This is a genomic window from Streptomyces sp. 2P-4 (assembly GCF_030167965.1).
GTDB lineage: Bacteria > Actinomycetota > Actinomycetes > Streptomycetales > Streptomycetaceae > Streptomyces > Streptomyces globosus_A.
In genome coordinates this window covers 2,886,651-2,904,792 of sequence record NZ_CP095011.1, presented here as the reverse complement: position 1 = coordinate 2,904,792, position 18,142 = coordinate 2,886,651, and the positions used below count along the sequence as shown (strand labels likewise).

The window sequence follows — 18,142 nt, the reverse complement described above, 5'->3', positions numbered from 1 at the left end:
ATGGCTGAAAGCAGCCCGCTCAAGGCCCACAACCTCCGTCCCGCCCCGGGCGCCAAGACCGCCAAGACCCGCGTGGGTCGTGGTGAGGCGTCCAAGGGTAAGACGGCAGGTCGTGGTACCAAGGGTACGAAGGCCCGCTACCAGGTTCCGCAGCGCTTCGAGGGTGGGCAGATGCCCCTCCACATGCGCCTGCCGAAGCTGAAGGGCTTCAAGAACCCGTTCCGCACCGAGTTCCAGGTCGTGAACCTGGACAAGCTGGCCGCGCTCTACCCGCAGGGTGGCGAGGTCACGGTGGCCGACCTGGTCGCCAAGGGTGCGGTTCGCAAGAACCAGCTCGTCAAGGTCCTGGGCCAGGGCGAGATCTCCGTGGCGCTGACGGTTTCGGTGGACGCCGTTTCCGCCTCTGCCAAGGAGAAGATCGCCGCCGCCGGCGGCACCGTCACCGAGCTCGTCTGATCCAGACGGCCACGTGACACAGAGCGAGTAAACCCGACCGGGGATGCCTCACATATGGGGCATCCCCGGTTGGTCGTTCCACGGGGGGCGCAGTCGCCGGTAAGGTGGCCTGCACCTTTGCTTGTACGTATTCGTCGAACCTCAGACCGTCACCTCTGACGCAGTAGCGCGGGGGTCGCAGGAGGCACCGTGCTCACCGCGTTCGCCCGGGCGTTCAAGACGCCCGACCTGCGCAAGAAGCTGCTCTTCACGCTCGGCATCATCGTGCTGTTCCGGCTCGGGTCCCACATCCCGGTTCCCGGCGTGAGCTACAAGAACGTCCAGATCTGCGTCGACCAGGCCGGAAGCAGCAACGGCCTCTTCGGTCTCGTCAACATGTTCAGCGGCGGTGCGCTGCTGCAGATCACGGTCTTCGCGCTCGGGATCATGCCGTACATCACGGCGAGCATCATCCTGCAGCTGCTGACCGTGGTCATCCCGAAGCTGGAGACCCTGAAGAAGGAGGGCCAGGCCGGTACTGCCAAGATCACGCAGTACACGCGCTACCTGACGGTCGCCCTCGCCATCCTCCAGGGCACCGGCCTCGTCGCCACCGCCCGCACGGGCGCCCTCTTCCAGGGCTGCCCGGTCGCCGCGCAGATCGTCCCGGACCGCTCCGTCTTCACGACCATCGTCATGGTGGTCACCATGACCGCGGGCACCTGCCTCGTCATGTGGCTCGGTGAGCTCATCACCGACCGCGGCATCGGCAACGGCATGTCCATCCTGATGTTCATCTCGATCGCCGCCGGCTTCATCGGTGCGCTGTGGCAGATCAAGCTCCAGGGCAAGATCGCCGACGGCTGGGTCGAGTTCGGCGTGGTGATCCTGGTGGGCCTCGCGATGGTGGCCCTGGTGGTCTTCGTCGAGCAGGCGCAGCGGCGCATCCCGGTCCAGTACGCGAAGCGCATGATCGGCCGGCGCGCGTACGGCGGCACCTCGACCTACATCCCGCTCAAGGTGAACCAGGCCGGTGTGATTCCGGTCATCTTCGCCTCGTCGCTGCTCTACATCCCGGCGCTGATCGTGCAGTTCAGCGGATCCACCGCAGACTGGGCGGTTTGGATCCAAAAGCACTTCGTCACGGGTGACCACCCGTACTACATCGCCACCTACTTCCTCCTGATCGTCTTCTTCGCCTTCTTCTACGTGGCGATTTCGTTCAACCCCGAGGAAGTTGCAGACAACATGAAGAAGTATGGTGGGTTCATCCCGGGTATCCGCGCCGGTCGACCCACCGCCGAGTACCTGAGCTATGTGCTCAACCGGATCACCTGGCCGGGGTCGCTGTACCTGGGTCTGATCGCTCTAGTGCCGACGATGGCGTTGGCCGGCTTCGGAGCGAACCAGAACTTCCCGTTCGGCGGGACGAGCATCCTCATCATCGTGGGTGTGGGTCTGGAAACCGTGAAGCAGATCGAGAGCCAGCTCCAGCAGCGCAATTACGAAGGGTTCCTCCGCTGATGCGTATCGTCCTCGTCGGACCGCCCGGTGCGGGCAAGGGAACGCAGGCCGCGTTCCTTGCGAAGAACCTGTCGATCCCGCACATCTCCACGGGCGACCTGTTCCGGGCCAACATCAGCCAGAACACCGAGCTGGGCCGCCGTGCCAAGGCGTTCATGGACGCCGGCGACCTCGTCCCCGACGAGATCACGATCGGCATGGCCAAGGACCGCATGGAGCAGCCGGACGCCGAGAAGGGCTTCCTCCTCGACGGCTTCCCGCGCAACGTCTCGCAGGCGGAGGCGCTGGACGTGATGCTCCAGGCCGCGGGGATGAAGCTGGACGCCGTCCTCGACCTGGAGGTCGAGGAGGACGAGGTGGTCAAGCGCATCGCCGGCCGCCGGATCTGCCGCAACGACTCGTCGCACGTCTTCCACGTCGTGTACGCGGCGCCGGAGACCGAGGGCGTCTGCGACAAGTGCGGCGGCGAGCTGTACCAGCGCGACGACGACTCCGAGGCGACGGTCCGGACGCGGCTGGAGGTCTACCACACGCAGACCGAGCCGATCATCGACTACTACAAGGCGCAGGGCCTGCTGGTGACCATCCCGGCCCTGGGCGAGGTCGCGGACGTCACGCAGCGCGCGATGGACGCCCTGAAGAAGTAGTACCCCTGTGGTGCAGGTCGGCCGCGGTGTCCGGAGGACGCCGCGGCCGTACTGTTGAGTGAACCCGAAGCAGCAGATCCGAAGGTGGAAGTGCCCCATGGTCCAGATCAAGACCCCCGAGCAGATCGCGAAGATGCGCGAGGCGGGGCTGGTCGTCGCCGCCATCCACGCGGCGACCCGTGAGGCGGCCGTGCCGGGCGCCACGACGCGGGATCTGGACATGGTCGCCCGCAAGGTGATCGCCGACGCCGGGGCGAAGTCGAACTTCCTCGGCTACGGCGGCTTCCCCGCCACGATCTGCACGTCGGTCAACGAGGTCGTCGTCCACGGCATCCCGGACGACAAGACGGTCCTCAAGGACGGCGACATCATCTCGATCGACGCCGGCGCGATCGTCGACGGCTGGCACGGCGACGCGGCCTTCACGGCCTTCGTGGGCACCGGGCACGCCCCGGAGCTGGTCGAGCTCTCCCGGGTGACGGAGGAGTCGATGTGGGCCGGCATCGCGGCGATGAAGAACGGCAACCGCCTGGTCGACATCTCCAAGGCCATCGAGGGCTACATCCGCCGCCAGCCCCGCCCGTCCAGCGGCAAGTACGGCATCATCGAGGACTACGGCGGCCACGGCATCGGCTCCGAGATGCACATGGACCCGCACCTGCTGAACTACGTCTCGCGCAAGCGGGGCAAGGGCGTCCGGCTGGTGCCGGGCCTGTGCCTGGCGATCGAGCCCATGGTGTCCCTGGGAACCGCCCGGACGGAGGTACTGGCCGACGACTGGACGGTGGTCACCACGGACGGAACCTGGTCCTCGCACTGGGAGCACTCGGTGGCCCTCACGGAGGCCGGTCCGATCGTCCTGACCAGCCCGGACTGCGGCAAGGCGAAGCTGGCGGAGTACGGGGTCACCACGGCCCCCGACCCCATCGCTTAATGATCTAGACTCATGGGCAAACTTTCCGGATTCGTCTTTCTGGGTGCCCTGACGTAGACTGACTCGTCGGCTTGCGTGCATCTCCATGCCCGTGGCCGATCAAGGTAGCCGATTCGAAAGGCGAAGCGTGGCCAAGAAGCAAGGTGCCATCGAGATCGAGGGCACCGTGATCGAGTCCCTCCCGAACGCCATGTTCAAGGTGGAGCTCCAGAACGGTCACAAGGTCCTCGCGCACATCAGCGGCAAGATGCGCATGCACTACATCCGCATCCTTCCTGATGACCGGGTCGTGGTGGAGCTCTCTCCGTACGACCTGACGCGTGGCCGGATCGTCTACCGATACAAGTAGATCTTGCTCTCACTCCTGCCTGGGCGATGGTCCCGGTGCGGGTGGTGGCACTGACCCGGAGAACCTCAGACACATGAAGGTCAAGCCGAGCGTCAAGAAGATCTGCGACAAGTGCAAGGTGATCCGCCGTCACGGCCGGGTCATGGTCATCTGCGACAACCTGCGCCACAAGCAGCGCCAGGGCTGACGCACGCCGACCGACCTGCACTTCGCAGTTCTTCGCGCGACGTAAGAAAACGTACATACGCAGGACCCGCCCAGCCCGACAGGGCCGGCGATACCTCCGGCGGGGGCCGGGGACCCGGACGTACCACCGCCTTTCGGCGGTCGGCGGTCGGGAGCGGTTCTGCGGAAGACCCCCGAACACACAGGAGCCATTGAATGGCACGCGTTTCCGGTGTCGACATCCCGCGCGAAAAGCGTGTGGAGATCGCACTCACCTACGTCTTCGGTATCGGGCGCACCCGGTCCAAGGAGATCCTCGCCGCGACCGGCGTGAACCCGAACACCCGCGTTCGTGACCTGGCCGAAGAGGACCTCGTCAAGATCCGCGAGTACGTGGACGCCAACCTCCGTACCGAGGGTGACCTCCGCCGCGAGATCCAGGGCGACATCCGCCGCAAGATCGAGATCCAGTGCTACCAGGGCATCCGCCACCGTCGCGGCCTCCCGGTGCACGGTCAGCGCACCAGCACGAACGCGCGTACCCGCAAGGGCCCGCGTCGCGCGATCGCCGGCAAGAAGAAGCCGGGCAAGAAGTAGTCCTGTTCAGCGGTCTTGCGCTGTAGGACCGACCACCTCCCGTAGGAGTTTGACATGCCCCCCAAGGGTCGTCAGGGCGCTGCCAAGAAGGTGCGCCGCAAGGAAAAGAAGAACGTCGCTCACGGGCACGCCCACATCAAGAGCACGTTCAACAACACGATCGTCTCGATCACGGACCCCTCGGGCAACGTGATCTCCTGGGCCTCCGCCGGCCACGTCGGCTTCAAGGGCTCGCGCAAGTCCACCCCCTTCGCCGCGCAGATGGCCGCCGAGTCGGCCGCCCGCCGTGCGCAGGAGCACGGCATGCGCAAGGTCGACGTCTTCGTCAAGGGTCCCGGCTCCGGCCGTGAGACCGCGATCCGCTCCCTCCAGGCCACCGGCCTCGAGGTCGGCTCGATCCAGGACGTCACCCCCACCCCGCACAACGGCTGCCGTCCGCCGAAGCGCCGCCGCGTCTGACGCAAGCGCGCCTGTGCGTCCTTGAGTGTCCGGGCGGTACGACCCCTTCGGGGGCCGTGCCGCCCGTACCCTTGCTACACCGGCCGTCCTCCGGGACGGCACCCGTCGGGCGTCAAATAGTGGGCGTCCACGACTGAAGGAAAAGACATGCTTATCGCTCAGCGTCCCTCGCTGACCGAAGAGGTCGTCGACGAGTACCGCTCCCGGTTCGTGATCGAGCCCCTGGAGCCGGGCTTCGGCTACACCCTCGGCAACTCCCTGCGCCGTACCCTCCTGTCCTCGATCCCGGGTGCCGCTGTCACCAGCATCCGCATCGACGGCGTCCTGCACGAGTTCACCACCGTGCCGGGCGTCAAGGAGGACGTGACCGACCTCATCCTCAACATCAAGCAGCTGGTCGTCTCCTCGGAGCACGACGAGCCCGTCGTGATGTACCTGCGCAAGCAGGGCCCCGGCCTGGTCACCGCCGCCGACATCGCGCCCCCGGCCGGTGTCGAGGTGCACAACCCGGACCTGGTCCTCGCCACCCTGAACGGCAAGGGCAAGCTGGAGATGGAGCTGACCGTCGAGCGCGGCCGCGGCTACGTCTCCGCCGTCCAGAACAAGCAGGTGGGCCAGGAGATCGGCCGCATCCCGGTCGACTCCATCTACAGCCCCGTGCTCAAGGTCACCTACAAGGTCGAGGCGACCCGTGTCGAGCAGCGCACCGACTTCGACAAGCTGATCGTCGACGTCGAGACCAAGCAGGCCATGCGCCCGCGCGACGCCATGGCGTCCGCCGGCAAGACCCTGGTCGAGCTGTTCGGCCTGGCCCGCGAGCTCAACATCGACGCCGAGGGCATCGACATGGGCCCGTCCCCCACGGACGCCGCCCTGGCCGCCGACCTGGCGCTGCCGATCGAGGAGCTGGAGCTCACGGTCCGCTCCTACAACTGCCTCAAGCGCGAGGGCATCCACTCCGTGGGTGAGCTCGTCGCCCGCTCCGAGGCCGACCTGCTCGACATCCGCAACTTCGGTGCGAAGTCGATCGACGAGGTCAAGGCGAAGCTCGCCGGCATGGGCCTGGCCCTGAAGGACAGCCCGCCCGGGTTCGACCCGACCGCCGCCGCCGACGCGTTCGGCGCGGACGACGACGCCGACGCCGGCTTCGTCGAGACCGAGCAGTACTGATCTGCCGCCGCCGGCGGCCGGGGCCCCGCCCCGACCGCCGGCGGCACCACGAAGACTTCCCCGCGGCGGCCGCCGCGGGGGAACTGACACCGGTACCTGACACGGCCGGTGCAGATACGAAGGAGTAACACCATGCCGCGTCCCGCCAAGGGTGCCCGTCTGGGCGGCAGCGCCGCGCACGAGAAGCTTCTCCTCGCGAACCTCGCGAAGGCGCTCTTCGAGCACGGCCGCATCACGACGACCGAGGCCAAGGCCCGCCGCCTGCGCCCCGTCGCCGAGCGTCTGATCACCAAGGCGAAGAAGGGCGACATCCACAACCGTCGCCTGGTCCTCCAGACGATCACGGACAAGAGCATCGTCCACACGCTCTTCACCGAGATCGCCCCGCGCTTCGAGAACCGCCCCGGTGGTTACACGCGCATCACCAAGATCGGCAACCGTCGCGGCGACAACGCCCCGATGGCGGTCATCGAGCTCGTCGAGGCCCTGACCGTGGCCCAGCAGGCCACCGGTGAGGCCGAGGCCGCCACCAAGCGTGCGGTCAAGGAGGCCGAGGCTGCGGAGGCCAAGGCCGCCGACGCCGACGCCGAGGAGACCAAGGAGGCCTGATCCCCCGGGATCCCTCCTGCCTGAACGGCTCCGAGCGGGCCCGCCCCTTCCGGGGGGCGGGCCCGCTTCTGCATGTGTGTGAAGAGAAGCCTGAGAGGATCGGTCGCGTGAGTGACGAGGTGGAGCCCGGGCACGTCCGGGTACGGCTGGACCTGAGCTACGACGGGACGCAGTTCTCCGGCTGGGCGAAGCAGCGGACGCTGCGGACCGTCCAGGGGGAGCTGGAGTCGGCCCTGCAGACCGTGATGCGGCTGCCCCGCCCGGTTGAGCTGACCGTGGCCGGGCGGACCGACGCGGGCGTGCACGCCCGCGGCCAGGTGGCCCAGTTCGACCTGGCCGCGGAGGTGTGGGCCGAGCACGGCGACAAGCTGCTGAGGCGCCTTGCGGGCCGCCTCCCGCACGACGTCCGCGTCTGGAGGGTCGCCGAGGCCCCCGCCGGGTTCAACGCCCGCTTCTCCGCCGTCTGGCGCCGCTACGCCTACCGCGTCGGGGACCACCAGGGCGGCGTCGACCCGCTGCGCCGCAGCCACGTCCTGTGGCACCCGTGGCCGCTGGACGTCGGCGCGATGAACGAGGCCTCCGCCGAGCTGCTCGGCGAGCACGACTTCGCGGCCTACTGCCGCCGGCGCGAGGGCGCCACCACCATCCGCACCCTCCAGCAGCTGTCCTGGGAGCGCGGCGCGGACGGCATCGTCACCGCCACGGTCCGGGCCGACGCCTTCTGCCACAACATGGTGCGCTCCCTGGTCGGCGCCCTGCTGCACGTCGGGGACGGGCACCGGCCCGCCGACTGGCCGGGCAGGATCCTGCGGGCCGGCGTACGGGACTCCTCCGTCCACGTGGTCAAGCCGCACGGGCTCACCCTGGAGGAGGTCGGCTACCCGGCCGACGAGCTGCTGGCCGCCCGCAGCCGCGAGGCCCGCAACATGCGCACCCTCCCCGGCGCCGGCTGCTGCTGAGCGCCCCGTCCGCCGCCGCGGCGGCCCGCCTCCGTAATCCGTTTGGGCGGACCGCCCCGGGGCCGCGAGAATGCCCCGCATGGGACACCTCGAAGCCGGCCACCTGGAGTACTACCTGCCCGACGGGCGGGTGCTGCTCCCCGACGTCTCCTTCCGGGTGGGGGAGGGGTCCGTCACCGCCCTCGTCGGGGCGAACGGGGCCGGCAAGACCACCCTGCTGAGGCTGCTCGCCGGCGAGCTCCAGCCGCACGGCGGCTCCGTCACCGCCACCGGCGGCCTCGGGGTCATGCCGCAGTTCGTGGGGTCAGTACGGGACGAGACGACGGTGCGGGACCTGCTCGTGTCGGTGGCCCATCCGCAGATCCGGGAGGCCGCGCGGGCCGTCGACCGCGCCGAGCACCTGATCATGACGGTCGACGACGAGGCCGCGCAGATGGCCTACGCGCAGGCCCTCAGCGACTGGGCGGACGTCCAGGGGTACGAGGCGGAGACGCTGTGGGACGTGTGCACCACGGCCGCGCTGGGCGTCCCGTACGACAAGGCGCAGTTCCGCGAGGTGCGCACGCTCTCCGGCGGCGAGCAGAAGCGCCTGGTGCTGGAGGCCCTGCTGCGCGGGCCCGACGAGGTGCTGCTGCTCGACGAGCCGGACAACTACCTCGACGTGCCCGGCAAGCGCTGGCTGGAGGAGCAGCTGCGGGCCACCCGCAAGACGGTGCTGTTCATCAGCCACGACCGGGAGCTGCTCTCCCGGGCCGCCCAGAAGATCATCGCGGTGGAGCCGGGCGTCGACGGCTCGGACGTGTGGGTGCACGGCGGCGGCTTCGACACCTTCCACGAGGCGCGCAAGGAGCGCTTCGCGCGCTTCGAGGAGCTGAAGCGGCGCTGGGAGGAGAAGCACGCGCAGCTGAAGAAGCTGGTGGTCACGCTGCGGCAGGCGGCCGCGGTCAGCCACGAGCTGGCCTCCCGGTACGCGGCCGCCCAGACGCGGCTGCGGAAGTTCGAGGAGGCCGGCCCGCCGCCGGAGCCGCCGCGGGAGCAGGAGATCCGGATGCGGCTGAAGGGCGGGCGGACCGGTGTCCGCGCCCTGACCTGCAAGAACCTGGAGCTGACCGGCCTGATGAAGCCCTTCGACCTGGAGGTCTTCTACGGCGAGCGGGTCGCCGTCCTCGGTTCGAACGGCTCGGGCAAGTCCCACTTCCTGCGGCTGCTGGCGGGGGACCGGGAGCGGCCGGTCGCCCATACGGGTGAGTGGAAGCTGGGCGCCCGGGTGGTCCCCGGCCACTTCGCGCAGACCCACGCCCATCCCGAGCTGTACGGCCGCTCGCTGGTCGACATCCTGTGGACGGAGCACGCCAAGGACCGCGGCGGCGCCATGTCGGTGCTGCGCCGCTACGAGCTGGAGCGCCAGGGCGACCAGCCGTTCGAGAAGCTGTCGGGCGGGCAGCAGGCCCGCTTCCAGATCCTGCTGCTGGAGCTGGCGGGGACCACGGCGCTGCTGCTGGACGAGCCGACGGACAACCTCGACCTGGAGTCGGCGGAGGCGCTGCAGGACGGGCTGGAGTCGTACGAGGGCACCGTCCTGTGCGTCACCCACGACCGGTGGTTCGCGCGCACATTTGACCGCTTCCTGGTCTTCGGTTCGGACGGTGTGGTGCGGGAGACTCAGGAGCCCGTCTGGGACGAACGCAGGGTCGAACGGAAGCGCTAGGGGCTGCCGCCCCGGGGCGCTCGGTGGGGGAGGCGTTGTGCGGCTGCGGCCTGGGACCTGGCTCAGGAATTGGGATGTCCGCGACCGGGCCGCGCGGCGCCGCGCGGCCCGCCGGCTGCTTCTGCCGGCCCCGGCGCCGTGGATCGCCGTCTGCGCGGCGGTGGTCGTCGGGATCGCCGTCTCGACGAGCCTGAGGGCGGGCTGGGGCTCGGACAACGCCTTCGTGGTGAAGGCCGCCGACACGCTGCTGGCCGGGGGCTCCCCGTACGAGGACAAGCGGTTCCTGTACCTGCCGAGCGCGGTCCTCATGGCCGTGCCGGAGGCGCTGCTGCCGGTGCCGGTGCTGCGGTGGGTGCTCCCGATGGGGATGTCGGCGCTGCTGGCGGCCGGCTGGTGGGCCGCGCTGCGGCTGTTCTCGGTGCCGGCGCGCTCCCGGTTCGCGGTCGGCGGGTTCGCCCTGCTGGCGGTCGGTTTCCGGCCGTACGAGAACCTCGTGCTGATCGGCAACTGGACGGCGGTGTCGGCGGCCGCGCTGCCCGCGGCCCTGCTGCTCGCGCACCGGCGGTCCTGGACGGCCGCTGGGCTGGTGGTGGGGCTGGCGATCGCCTGCAAGCCGATGCTGGTGCCGCTGGGGCTGCTGTTCGTGCTGGCCCGGCGCTGGCGGGGGCTGGCGGTGGCGGTGCTGGTGCCGCTGGGCCTGTCGCTGGCGGGGGCGCTGCTGATGCCGAGCCCGTCGCTGTTCTTCACCAAGACGCTGCCGTTCCTGCTCCAGGGGCAGGACTCGTACGCGCTGCCCTGGGACGCCTCGCCGATCGCGGTGCTGCCCCGGCTGGGCGTGCCGGAGCCGGTGGCGGTGCTCCTCGCGGGGCTGGGGGCCGCGGGCGGCCTGTGGGCGGCCCGGTGCCGCTGGCGGCGGGAGGACGACCGGGACGGGGGCGAGCTGCGGCTCGCGGAGACGGCGTGCATGGTGATGCTCGCCGCATTCCTGGTCTCGCGGCCCTCCTTCGACCACTACCTGCTGGTGGTGGTTCCGCTGCTGCTGGCCTCGGCGGTGCGCGCGGGGTCGGCGCCGCGCTCGCCGTGGTTCTGGGCGGCGTTGTTCCCGCAGGCGGCGGGGGTGCCGTGGCCCTCGCAGCTGGAGGCGAAGCGGCGGGCGTTCAAGGACTGCTTCACGCTGTGTGTGCTGGCGGTGGCGCTGATGCGGCGGTGCCTGCGGCCGGCCCGGGTTAACCTGGTGGGCGTACGGATCGCAGGGACCCTTCCGGGGCCCGGAGCCAAGCGCACGGCGGAGCCCGCGGAGGCGGGGTCCAGGGCTGCGTTTTGACCCTTCCGGGGCACCGCGGGTATTCTGCTGGTTCGTTATGCGTATTGGCTTGCTCATTCTCACGTGAAAGGGCCTTACGCCGGTCCACCGGGCCGATGACCAGCGGTGCACACGGGTTGCGTCCCCGTAGTGCACCAGGGCTGTCGTGATCGTCCGTGGTGGCCTTGTCAGGACCCTTCCCTTCGGGCCGCGAGGCTCGGGGGAGAACCCATCACTGAAGAAGCGAAGGCATACGACCGTGCGTACGTACAGCCCCAAGCCCGGCGACATCTCGCGCCAGTGGCTCGTCATCGACGCCAAGGACGTTGTCCTCGGCCGTCTGGCGACCCAGGCCGCTGCCCTCCTGAAGGGCAAGCACAAGCCGACCTACGCCCCCCACATGGACATGGGCGACTTCGTCATCGTCATCAACGCCGACAAGGTCCACCTGTCCGGCAACAAGGCGACCCAGAAGATGGCCTACCGCCACTCCGGCTTCCCGGGCGGTCTGCGCTCCGTGCGCTACGACGACCTGCTGGCGAACAACCCGGAGAAGGCCGTCGAGAAGGCCGTCAAGGGCATGCTCCCCAAGAACTCCCTGGGCCGTCAGATGCTCTCGAAGCTGAAGGTCTACTCGGGCGACCAGCACCCGCACGCTGCCCAGCAGCCGGTGCCGTTCGAGATCACCCAGGTCGCGCAGTAGTTCCGGCCACCCCCTAAGACGTAGAGAATTCTGAGGAGCATCGTGGCCGAGACCACCGCCGAGACCCCCGTCGACGAGTTCGAGGGCGTCGAGGAGTACACCACCGAGTCCGAGGTCGTCGCCGAGGGCGACTACACCTCCGAGTCCCTTGCCGGCCGCTTCGGCGACCCGCAGCCGGCCGCCGGCCTGGGCCGCCGCAAGAACGCCATCGCCCGCGTCCGGATCGTTCCGGGCTCCGGCAAGTGGAAGATCAACGGTCGCACCCTTGAGGACTACTTCCCCAACAAGGTGCACCAGCAGGAAGTCAACGAGCCGTTCAAGCTGCTCGAGCTCGACGGCCGCTACGACGTCATCGCCCGCATCGCGGGTGGCGGCGTCTCCGGCCAGGCCGGCGCCCTGCGCCTGGGTGTCGCCCGTGCGCTGAACGAGGCGGACGTCGACAACAACCGCCCGGCGCTGAAGAAGGCCGGCTTCCTGTCCCGCGACGACCGTGCGGTCGAGCGCAAGAAGGCCGGTCTGAAGAAGGCCCGTAAGGCTCCGCAGTACAGCAAGCGCTAATCTGCGCCTGCTGTTCAGCACCAACCGCCCCGGCAGCACTCTCCGTGCTGCCGGGGCGGTTCGTTTACCGCCACAAGCGGAATAACTAGCGGTCTCAAGCGAAGCGCGAACGTGGGAGGACAACTGTGGGACGACTCTTCGGGACGGACGGTGTACGCGGCGTCGCCAATGCGGATCTGACGGCGGAGCTCGCGCTCGGCCTCTCCGTGGCGGCAGCCCACGTGCTGGGGGAGGCGGGCACCTTCGAGGGCCACCGCCCCACCGCGGTGGTCGGCCGCGACCCGCGGGCCTCCGGCGAGTTCCTGGAGGCGGCGGTCGTCGCCGGCCTCGCGAGCGCGGGCGTGGACGTCCTGCGCGTCGGTGTGCTGCCCACTCCGGCGGTGGCGTATCTCACCGGTGCGCTGGGTGCCGACCTCGGCGTGATGCTCTCCGCGAGCCACAACGCGATGCCCGACAACGGGATCAAGTTCTTCGCCCGCGGCGGCCACAAGCTCGCCGACGAGCTGGAGGACCGCATCGAGTCCGTCTACGAGGAGCACCGCACCGGCGCGCCCTGGGACCGGCCCACCGGTGCGGGCGTCGGCCGCGTGAGCGACTACGACGAGGGCTTCGACAAGTACGTCGCCCACCTCATCGGGGTGCTCCCCAACCGGCTGGACGGGCTGAAGATCGTCCTGGACGAGGCGCACGGCGCGGCCGCCCGCGTGTCGCCCGAGGCCTTCGCCCGGGCGGGCGCCGAGATCATCACGATCGGCGCCGAGCCGGACGGCCTGAACATCAACGACGGCTGCGGCTCCACCCACCTGGACCTGCTCAAGCAGGCCGTGGTCGAGCACGGGGCCGACCTGGGCATCGCCCACGACGGCGACGCGGACCGCTGCCTCGCGGTCGACGCCTCGGGCGCCGAGGTCGACGGGGACCAGATCCTCGCCGTCCTGGCGCTGGCCATGCGCGAGGCCGGCTCGCTGCGCGGCGACACGGTCGTCGGCACGGTGATGTCGAACCTGGGCTTCAAGCTGGCCATGGAGGCCGAGGGCATCCGGGTCGTGCAGACCGGCGTCGGCGACCGGTACGTGCTGGAGGCGATGAAGGAGCACGGCTTCGCGCTGGGCGGCGAGCAGTCCGGCCACGTGATCATCCTGGACCACGCGACGACCGGCGACGGCACGCTGACCGGCCTCATGCTGGCGGCGCGGGTCGCGGCGACGGGCCGGCCGCTGGCCGAGCTGGCGGGCGTCATGCAGCGGCTGCCGCAGGTGCTCGTCAACGTCCGCGACGTCGACCGGACCAGGGTCGCCACCTCCGGCGAGCTGGCCGCGGCCGTCGTGGACGCCGAGCGCGAGCTCGGCACCACGGGTCGGGTGCTGCTGCGCCCGTCGGGTACCGAGCCGGTGGTGCGCGTCATGGTGGAGGCCGCCGACCTGGAGCAGGCTCGCGCGGTGGCCGGGCGCCTGGCCGACGTGGTGAAGTCGGCCCTCGGCTAGAAAGTGCCTCATGCGCGCGGTGGCGCGCCCGGCGGCCGGGTCATCCGGTACCGCCGGGCGCGCCACCGCCGTATCCGGCCCCTGTCCCGGGGCGGCGGGGCCGCACCGCAGCCTCAGAGCTTGCGCAGGCTCAGCTTCTGCACCTTGTGGTCGGCCCCCTTGCGGACGACCAGCGTGGCGCGGCCGCGGGTCGGGGCGACGTTCTGCAGCAGGTTCGGCTTGTTGACCGTCCGCCACATCGTCTTCGCGTACTCCAGGGCCTCCTCCTCGGAGACCTGCGTGTACTTGCGGAAGTAGGACGAGGGGTCCTGGAAGGCGGTCGCGCGCAGCTTGCGGAAGCGGTTGAGGTACCAGCGCTCGATGTCCTCGGCGCGCGCGTCCACGTACACGCTGAAGTCGAAGTAGTCGGCGAGGCCCACCCTGGTCCGGCCGTCCTTGCCGGGAAGGGCCGGCTGGAGGACGTTCAGGCCCTCCACGATGAGGATGTCGGGGCGGCGGACGACGAGCCGCTCGCCGGGCACGATGTCGTAGATCAGGTGGGAGTACACCGGGGCGGTGACCTCGTCCTTGCCGGCCTTGATGTCGGCGACGAAGCGGGTCAGGGCCCGGCGGTCGTAGGACTCGGGGAAGCCCTTGCGGGAGGTGAGGCCGCGCCGCCGGAGCTCCTCCATCGGGTAGAGGAAGCCGTCGGTGGTGACGCGCTCGACGCGGGGGTGCTCGGGCCAGCGCGCCAGCAGGGCCTGGAGCAGGCGGGCCACGGTGGACTTGCCGACGGCGACGGAGCCGGCGACGCCTATGACGAACGGGGTGCCCTGCTGGCTGCCGTGGCCGTTGCCGCCGGCGTCGCCGAGGAAGGTGTTCAGCGCGCCGCGCAGGTTGCTGGTGGCGCCGACGTACAGGTTGAGGAGGCGGGAGAGCGGCAGGTAGACGTCGCGGACCTCGTCCAGGTCGATGACGTCGCCGAGGCCGCGCAGCCGCTCGACTTCCTCGGCCGTCAGCGGCAGCGGCGTCCGCTCGCGCAGCGCGCTCCACTCGGCCCGGGTCAGGTCCACGTACGGGGAGGCCTCGGTCCGGCGCGGGGTGCGCTCGGGCCGGCCGGGGCGCTCCGTCCCGCAGTCCGGGTCCGGCGTGCTGCTTCGTGGCGGCGAAGTGATCACACTCCATTGTCGGGGCTGGGGGCCGTGCGTGGGTGGTGGGGTCGGTCACGTGGCGCAGGAGCGGGTTTCGGTCTCACTGCTGTCACGATCACGCCGCAGGGCTTTATTCATGGCGGTGCTGTCGGAGCGGGCGCGTAGATTTCCGATCAAGAACGTTTCCGGGCGGGTTCTTCCACGGGGAGTGGCGCCGCGCCGGACCGTTCTCGTCGTTTCGCAACCGCTTCCGGGGGAGTTCCACCATGCGCAGCACCTTCGTCCGTCGTTCTGTCATGACCGCGTCCGCCGTGTCCCTGGCGCTGCTCGCCACCGCGTGCGGCTCGTCCGACTCCAAGGGCGAGGCGAAGGCCGACGCCCCGGCCCCCGCCGCCTCCTCGGCGGCCCCGGCCGCGAAGGGCAAGACCGACGCCGAGATGGCCTCGGTGATCGTGAAGCAGGCCGACCTGCCCGACCACCTCATCAAGGAGGCCACGGGGGCGGAGGCCGCCCTCGGTGCCGCAGCCACCAGCGACAAGCCCGAGTGCCTGCCGCTGGTCAGGGCGCAGAGCCTCGCCCCGGTCGGGACGGCCACCGGCGCCGCCCGTACCAAGGTCGTCGCCAAGCCGAAGGAGCCGGCGGCGAACGCGAGCGCCGAGGAGAAGGTGAAGGCCGCGATGGACGCCCTCGGCGCCTCCGCCACGGCCGTGACCGTCGCCTCGTACGACGGCAAGGGGGCCGATGACGCCTTCGCCGCCCTGAAGGCCGCGGGCACGGCCTGCGCCGGCGGCTACACGGCCACCAGCGCCGGCGACACCGGCAAGATCAGCAAGGTGTCCGCGGGCACCCCGGTCACCGCGGGCGACGCCGCCCTGGCGTACACGGTCGAGAGCGACGCCGACGGCGAGAAGATCTCGACGCAGCTCGTCGTCGTCCGCAAGGGCAACACCCTGGCGACCTTCTCCGCGGTCAGCCTGAAGGGCACCGCCGAGCAGCCGAAGGCCGTCGTCGACGCGCAGGTCAAGAAGCTCGGCTGACCGAAGTCCCGTTCGAAGCACGTCAACCCCGCTCCGGCGCGTTCGCCGCGGCGGGGTTCTCGTTTCGGCCGGGTGCGGGACGGGGCGTCAACTCGGGCGTACGCTGCGCGCCATGTGCGGAATCGTGGGTTACGTGGGAGCGCAGTCGGCGCTCGATGTGGTCATCGCCGGACTCAAGCGGCTGGAGTACCGCGGCTACGACTCGGCGGGCGTCGCCGTCGTCGCCGACGGGGAGCTCGCAGCGACGAAGAAGGCCGGGAAGCTCGTCAACCTGGAGAAGCAGCTCGTCTCCCATCCGCTGCCGCCCGGCTCCACCGGGCTCGGCCACACCCGGTGGGCGACGCACGGCGGCCCCACCGACGCCAACGCCCACCCGCACCTGGACAACACGGGCCGGGTCGCCGTCGTCCACAACGGCATCATCGAGAACTTCGCCGCGCTGCGCGCCGAACTCGAAGACCGCGGGCACCGGCTGGACTCCGAGACCGACACCGAGGTCACCGCGCACCTGCTGGCCGAGGAGTTCGACGCGGCCGGGGACCTCGCGGAGGCCATGCGCCGGGTGTGCCGGCGCCTGGAGGGCGCCTTCACGCTGGTCGCCGTGCACGCCGACGTGCCGGACACCGTCGTCGGCGCGCGCCGCAACTCCCCGCTCGTCGTCGGCGTCGGCGAGGGCGAGAACTTCCTCGCCTCCGACGTGGCCGCGTTCATCGCGCACACCCGCTCCGCGATCGAGCTGGGCCAGGACCAGGTCGTGGAGCTGCGCCGGGACGGCGTCACCGTCACCCGGTTCGACGGCTCGCCCGCCGACGTCCGCGCCTACCACGTCGACTGGGACGCCTCGGCCGCCGAGAAGGGGGGCTACGACTACTTCATGCTCAAGGAGATCGCCGAGCAGCCCAAGGCCGTCGCCGACACCCTCCTCGGCCGCATCGACGCGAGCGGCTCCCTCACCCTCGACGAGGTGCGCATCCCCGCCTCCGTGCTCCGCGAGGTCGACAAGGTGGTGATCGTGGCCTGCGGCACGGCCTACCACGCCGGACTCATCGCCAAGCTGGCCATCGAGCACTGGACGCGGATCCCCTGCGAGACGGAGCTGGCGAGCGAGTTCCGCTACCGCGACCCGATCCTGGACCAGCGGACGCTCGTCGTGGCCATCTCGCAGTCCGGGGAGACCATGGACACGCTGATGGCGCTGCGGCACGCGCGGGAGCAGGGCGCGAGGGTGCTCGCCATCTGCAACACCAACGGCTCGACGATCCCCCGCGAGTCGGACGCCGTGCTGTACACGCACGCCGGCCCGGAGGTGGCCGTCGCCTCGACCAAGGCGTTCCTGACCCAGCTGGTGGCCTGCTACCTGGTCGCGCTCTACCTGGGCCAGGTGCGCGGCACGAAGTGGGGCGACGAGGTCGGCGCGGTCGTCCGCGAACTGTCCGACATCGCCGGGGCGGTGGAGGCCGTCCTGGAGACCATGGAGCCGGTGCGGGCGCTGGCGCGGTCCCTCGCCGACAAGGACACCGTGCTGTTCCTCGGCCGGCACGTCGGCTACCCGGTGGCCCTGGAGGGCGCGCTGAAGCTGAAGGAGCTCGCGTACATGCACGCGGAGGGATTCGCGGCGGGCGAGCTCAAGCACGGCCCGATCGCGCTGATCGAGAAGGACCTGCCGGTGGTGGTGGTCGTGCCGTCGCCGCGGGGGCGCTCCGTCCTCCACGACAAGATCGTCTCGAACATCCAGGAGATCCGGGCGCGCGGCGCGCGGACCATCGTCATCGCCGAGGAGGGCGACGACGCGGTCGTCCCCTACGCCGACCACCTGGTCCGCATCCCGGCGACCCCGACGCTGCTCCAGCCGCTGGTGGCGACGGTGCCGCTCCAGGTGTTCGCGTGCGAACTGGCCACGGCGCGCGGCAACGAGGTGGACCAGCCGCGTAATCTCGCGAAGTCCGTGACCGTGGAGTAGCAGAGAGAGCGGGGGGTCGCCGTCGTGATCATCGGCGTGGGGATCGACGTGGCGGAGATCGAGCGCTTCGGCGTGTCGATGGAGCGGACGCCGGGCATGGCCCAGCGGCTGTTCACCGAGTCGGAGCTGGTTCTGCCGAGCGGCGAGCGGCGCGGGATCGCCTCGCTCGCCGCCCGCTTCGCCGCGAAGGAGGCGCTCGCCAAGGCGCTCGGCGCGCCCGGCGGCATGCTGTGGACCGATGCGGAGGTGTACGTGGAGGAGACGGGGCAGCCGCGGGTGCGGGTGCGGGGCACCGTCGAGGCGCGGGCGGTGGAGCTGAACGTGAAGTCCTTCCACCTCTCGCTCAGCCACGACGCGGGCGTCGCCTCGGCCGTCGTCATCGCCGAGGGCTGACGGCTGCCGCGCCGCCGA

General features: G+C 70.4%; 20 protein-coding genes. 19 read left to right on the top strand and 1 reads right to left on the bottom strand.

Annotated elements, in window-relative coordinates; translation table 11 throughout:
• The 16 genes from rplO (at nucleotide 1) to glmM (ending at nucleotide 13,604) form a co-directional block, all read left to right on the top strand.
• Nucleotides 1-456, top strand: coding sequence for a 50S ribosomal protein L15 (gene rplO, locus MUK52_RS12360; protein WP_114053747.1), 456 nt, complete (start codon nucleotides 1-3; stop codon nucleotides 454-456).
• Nucleotides 457-645: 189 nt separating this feature from the next.
• Nucleotides 646-1,959, top strand: coding sequence for a preprotein translocase subunit SecY (gene secY, locus MUK52_RS12355; RefSeq protein WP_114053748.1), 1,314 nt, complete (start codon nucleotides 646-648; stop codon nucleotides 1,957-1,959).
• Nucleotides 1,959-2,606, top strand: coding sequence for an adenylate kinase (locus MUK52_RS12350; RefSeq protein ID WP_114053749.1), 648 nt, complete (start codon nucleotides 1,959-1,961; stop codon nucleotides 2,604-2,606). The genes secY and MUK52_RS12350 overlap by 1 nt, the downstream gene beginning before the upstream one ends.
• A 97-nt stretch (nucleotides 2,607-2,703) precedes the next feature.
• Nucleotides 2,704-3,540 (top strand): type I methionyl aminopeptidase, encoded by an 837-nt coding sequence (map, locus tag MUK52_RS12345; RefSeq protein WP_284576219.1) that lies wholly within the window; start codon nucleotides 2,704-2,706, stop codon nucleotides 3,538-3,540.
• Between the two features lie 127 nt (nucleotides 3,541-3,667).
• Nucleotides 3,668-3,889, top strand: a complete 222-nt coding sequence (gene infA, locus MUK52_RS12340) for a translation initiation factor IF-1 (RefSeq protein ID WP_003956442.1) — start codon at nucleotides 3,668-3,670, stop codon at nucleotides 3,887-3,889.
• A 73-nt stretch (nucleotides 3,890-3,962) separates the two neighbouring features.
• Complete coding sequence (gene rpmJ / locus MUK52_RS12335; RefSeq protein ID WP_003956441.1) at nucleotides 3,963-4,076, top strand: 50S ribosomal protein L36; 114 nt, start codon at nucleotides 3,963-3,965, stop codon at nucleotides 4,074-4,076.
• 194 nt (nucleotides 4,077-4,270) lie between these two features.
• A complete protein-coding gene (gene rpsM / locus MUK52_RS12330; protein WP_079429308.1) occupies nucleotides 4,271-4,651 on the top strand; it encodes a 30S ribosomal protein S13 in 381 nt (126 codons plus the stop codon).
• Between the two features lie 54 nt (nucleotides 4,652-4,705).
• Nucleotides 4,706-5,110, top strand: a complete 405-nt coding sequence (rpsK, locus tag MUK52_RS12325) for a 30S ribosomal protein S11 (protein ID WP_003956432.1) — start codon at nucleotides 4,706-4,708, stop codon at nucleotides 5,108-5,110.
• Between the two features lie 147 nt (nucleotides 5,111-5,257).
• Nucleotides 5,258-6,280: a DNA-directed RNA polymerase subunit alpha gene (locus MUK52_RS12320; protein WP_003956430.1), complete on the top strand. Its 1,023-nt coding sequence runs from the start codon at nucleotides 5,258-5,260 to the stop codon at nucleotides 6,278-6,280.
• Between the two features lie 132 nt (nucleotides 6,281-6,412).
• Nucleotides 6,413-6,889: a 50S ribosomal protein L17 gene (gene rplQ / locus MUK52_RS12315; protein WP_114053751.1), complete on the top strand. Its 477-nt coding sequence runs from the start codon at nucleotides 6,413-6,415 to the stop codon at nucleotides 6,887-6,889.
• A 107-nt stretch (nucleotides 6,890-6,996) separates the two neighbouring features.
• The gene (gene truA / locus MUK52_RS12310) at nucleotides 6,997-7,848 is read left to right on the top strand and encodes a tRNA pseudouridine(38-40) synthase TruA (protein WP_114053752.1); all 852 of its coding nucleotides are present in this window, start codon (nucleotides 6,997-6,999) and stop codon (nucleotides 7,846-7,848) included.
• A gap of 70 nt (nucleotides 7,849-7,918) precedes the next feature.
• Entirely contained in the window at nucleotides 7,919-9,556 is a 1,638-nt protein-coding gene (locus MUK52_RS12305; RefSeq protein ID WP_284576141.1) for an ABC-F family ATP-binding cassette domain-containing protein, read from the top strand.
• Between the two features lie 37 nt (nucleotides 9,557-9,593).
• The gene (locus MUK52_RS12300) at nucleotides 9,594-10,880 is read left to right on the top strand and encodes a glycosyltransferase family 87 protein (RefSeq protein WP_246042291.1); all 1,287 of its coding nucleotides are present in this window, start codon (nucleotides 9,594-9,596) and stop codon (nucleotides 10,878-10,880) included.
• A 238-nt stretch (nucleotides 10,881-11,118) separates the two neighbouring features.
• Nucleotides 11,119-11,562, top strand: a complete 444-nt coding sequence (gene rplM / locus MUK52_RS12295) for a 50S ribosomal protein L13 (RefSeq protein WP_114053754.1) — start codon at nucleotides 11,119-11,121, stop codon at nucleotides 11,560-11,562.
• Between the two features lie 42 nt (nucleotides 11,563-11,604).
• The gene (gene rpsI / locus MUK52_RS12290) at nucleotides 11,605-12,120 is read left to right on the top strand and encodes a 30S ribosomal protein S9 (protein ID WP_114053755.1); all 516 of its coding nucleotides are present in this window, start codon (nucleotides 11,605-11,607) and stop codon (nucleotides 12,118-12,120) included.
• A gap of 125 nt (nucleotides 12,121-12,245) precedes the next feature.
• Nucleotides 12,246-13,604 (top strand): phosphoglucosamine mutase, encoded by a 1,359-nt coding sequence (gene glmM, locus MUK52_RS12285; protein WP_114053756.1) that lies wholly within the window; start codon nucleotides 12,246-12,248, stop codon nucleotides 13,602-13,604.
• Between the two features lie 113 nt (nucleotides 13,605-13,717).
• Here the strand turns inward: glmM and coaA are convergent, their stop codons facing one another.
• Nucleotides 13,718-14,656: a type I pantothenate kinase gene (gene coaA, locus MUK52_RS12280; RefSeq protein WP_216827121.1), complete on the bottom strand. Its 939-nt coding sequence runs from the start codon at nucleotides 14,654-14,656 to the stop codon at nucleotides 13,718-13,720.
• Nucleotides 14,657-15,000: 344 nt separating this feature from the next.
• On the opposite strand from coaA, the gene MUK52_RS12275 reads away from it, so the two are divergent.
• From MUK52_RS12275 to MUK52_RS12265, 3 genes are all read left to right on the top strand, one after another.
• Nucleotides 15,001-15,771, top strand: a complete 771-nt coding sequence (locus tag MUK52_RS12275; RefSeq protein ID WP_114053758.1) for a hypothetical protein — start codon at nucleotides 15,001-15,003, stop codon at nucleotides 15,769-15,771.
• A 112-nt stretch (nucleotides 15,772-15,883) separates the two neighbouring features.
• Complete coding sequence (gene glmS, locus MUK52_RS12270; protein WP_114053759.1) at nucleotides 15,884-17,731, top strand: glutamine--fructose-6-phosphate transaminase (isomerizing); 1,848 nt, start codon at nucleotides 15,884-15,886, stop codon at nucleotides 17,729-17,731.
• Nucleotides 17,732-17,755: 24 nt separating this feature from the next.
• Complete coding sequence (locus MUK52_RS12265; RefSeq protein WP_114053760.1) at nucleotides 17,756-18,124, top strand: holo-ACP synthase; 369 nt, start codon at nucleotides 17,756-17,758, stop codon at nucleotides 18,122-18,124.
• Nucleotides 18,125-18,142 lie beyond the last annotated feature (18 nt).

Bases quoted from the DNA above. Each gene is read 5' to 3' on its own strand.
- rplO (WP_114053747.1), top strand. From the start codon at position 1: ATGGCTGAAAGCAGCCCGCTCAAGGCCCACAACCTCCGTCCCGCCCCG.
- MUK52_RS12350 (WP_114053749.1), top strand. From the start codon at position 1,959: ATGCGTATCGTCCTCGTCGGACCGCCCGGTGCGGGCAAGGGAACGCAG.
- map (WP_284576219.1), top strand. From the start codon at position 2,704: ATGGTCCAGATCAAGACCCCCGAGCAGATCGCGAAGATGCGCGAGGCG.
- rpmJ (WP_003956441.1), top strand. From the start codon at position 3,963: ATGAAGGTCAAGCCGAGCGTCAAGAAGATCTGCGACAAGTGCAAGGTG.
- rpsM (WP_079429308.1), top strand. From the start codon at position 4,271: ATGGCACGCGTTTCCGGTGTCGACATCCCGCGCGAAAAGCGTGTGGAG.
- rpsK (WP_003956432.1), top strand. From the start codon at position 4,706: ATGCCCCCCAAGGGTCGTCAGGGCGCTGCCAAGAAGGTGCGCCGCAAG.
- MUK52_RS12320 (WP_003956430.1), top strand. From the start codon at position 5,258: ATGCTTATCGCTCAGCGTCCCTCGCTGACCGAAGAGGTCGTCGACGAG.
- rplQ (WP_114053751.1), top strand. From the start codon at position 6,413: ATGCCGCGTCCCGCCAAGGGTGCCCGTCTGGGCGGCAGCGCCGCGCAC.
- MUK52_RS12305 (WP_284576141.1), top strand. From the start codon at position 7,919: ATGCCCCGCATGGGACACCTCGAAGCCGGCCACCTGGAGTACTACCTG.
- MUK52_RS12275 (WP_114053758.1), top strand. From the start codon at position 15,001: ATGCGCAGCACCTTCGTCCGTCGTTCTGTCATGACCGCGTCCGCCGTG.
- glmS (WP_114053759.1), top strand. From the start codon at position 15,884: ATGTGCGGAATCGTGGGTTACGTGGGAGCGCAGTCGGCGCTCGATGTG.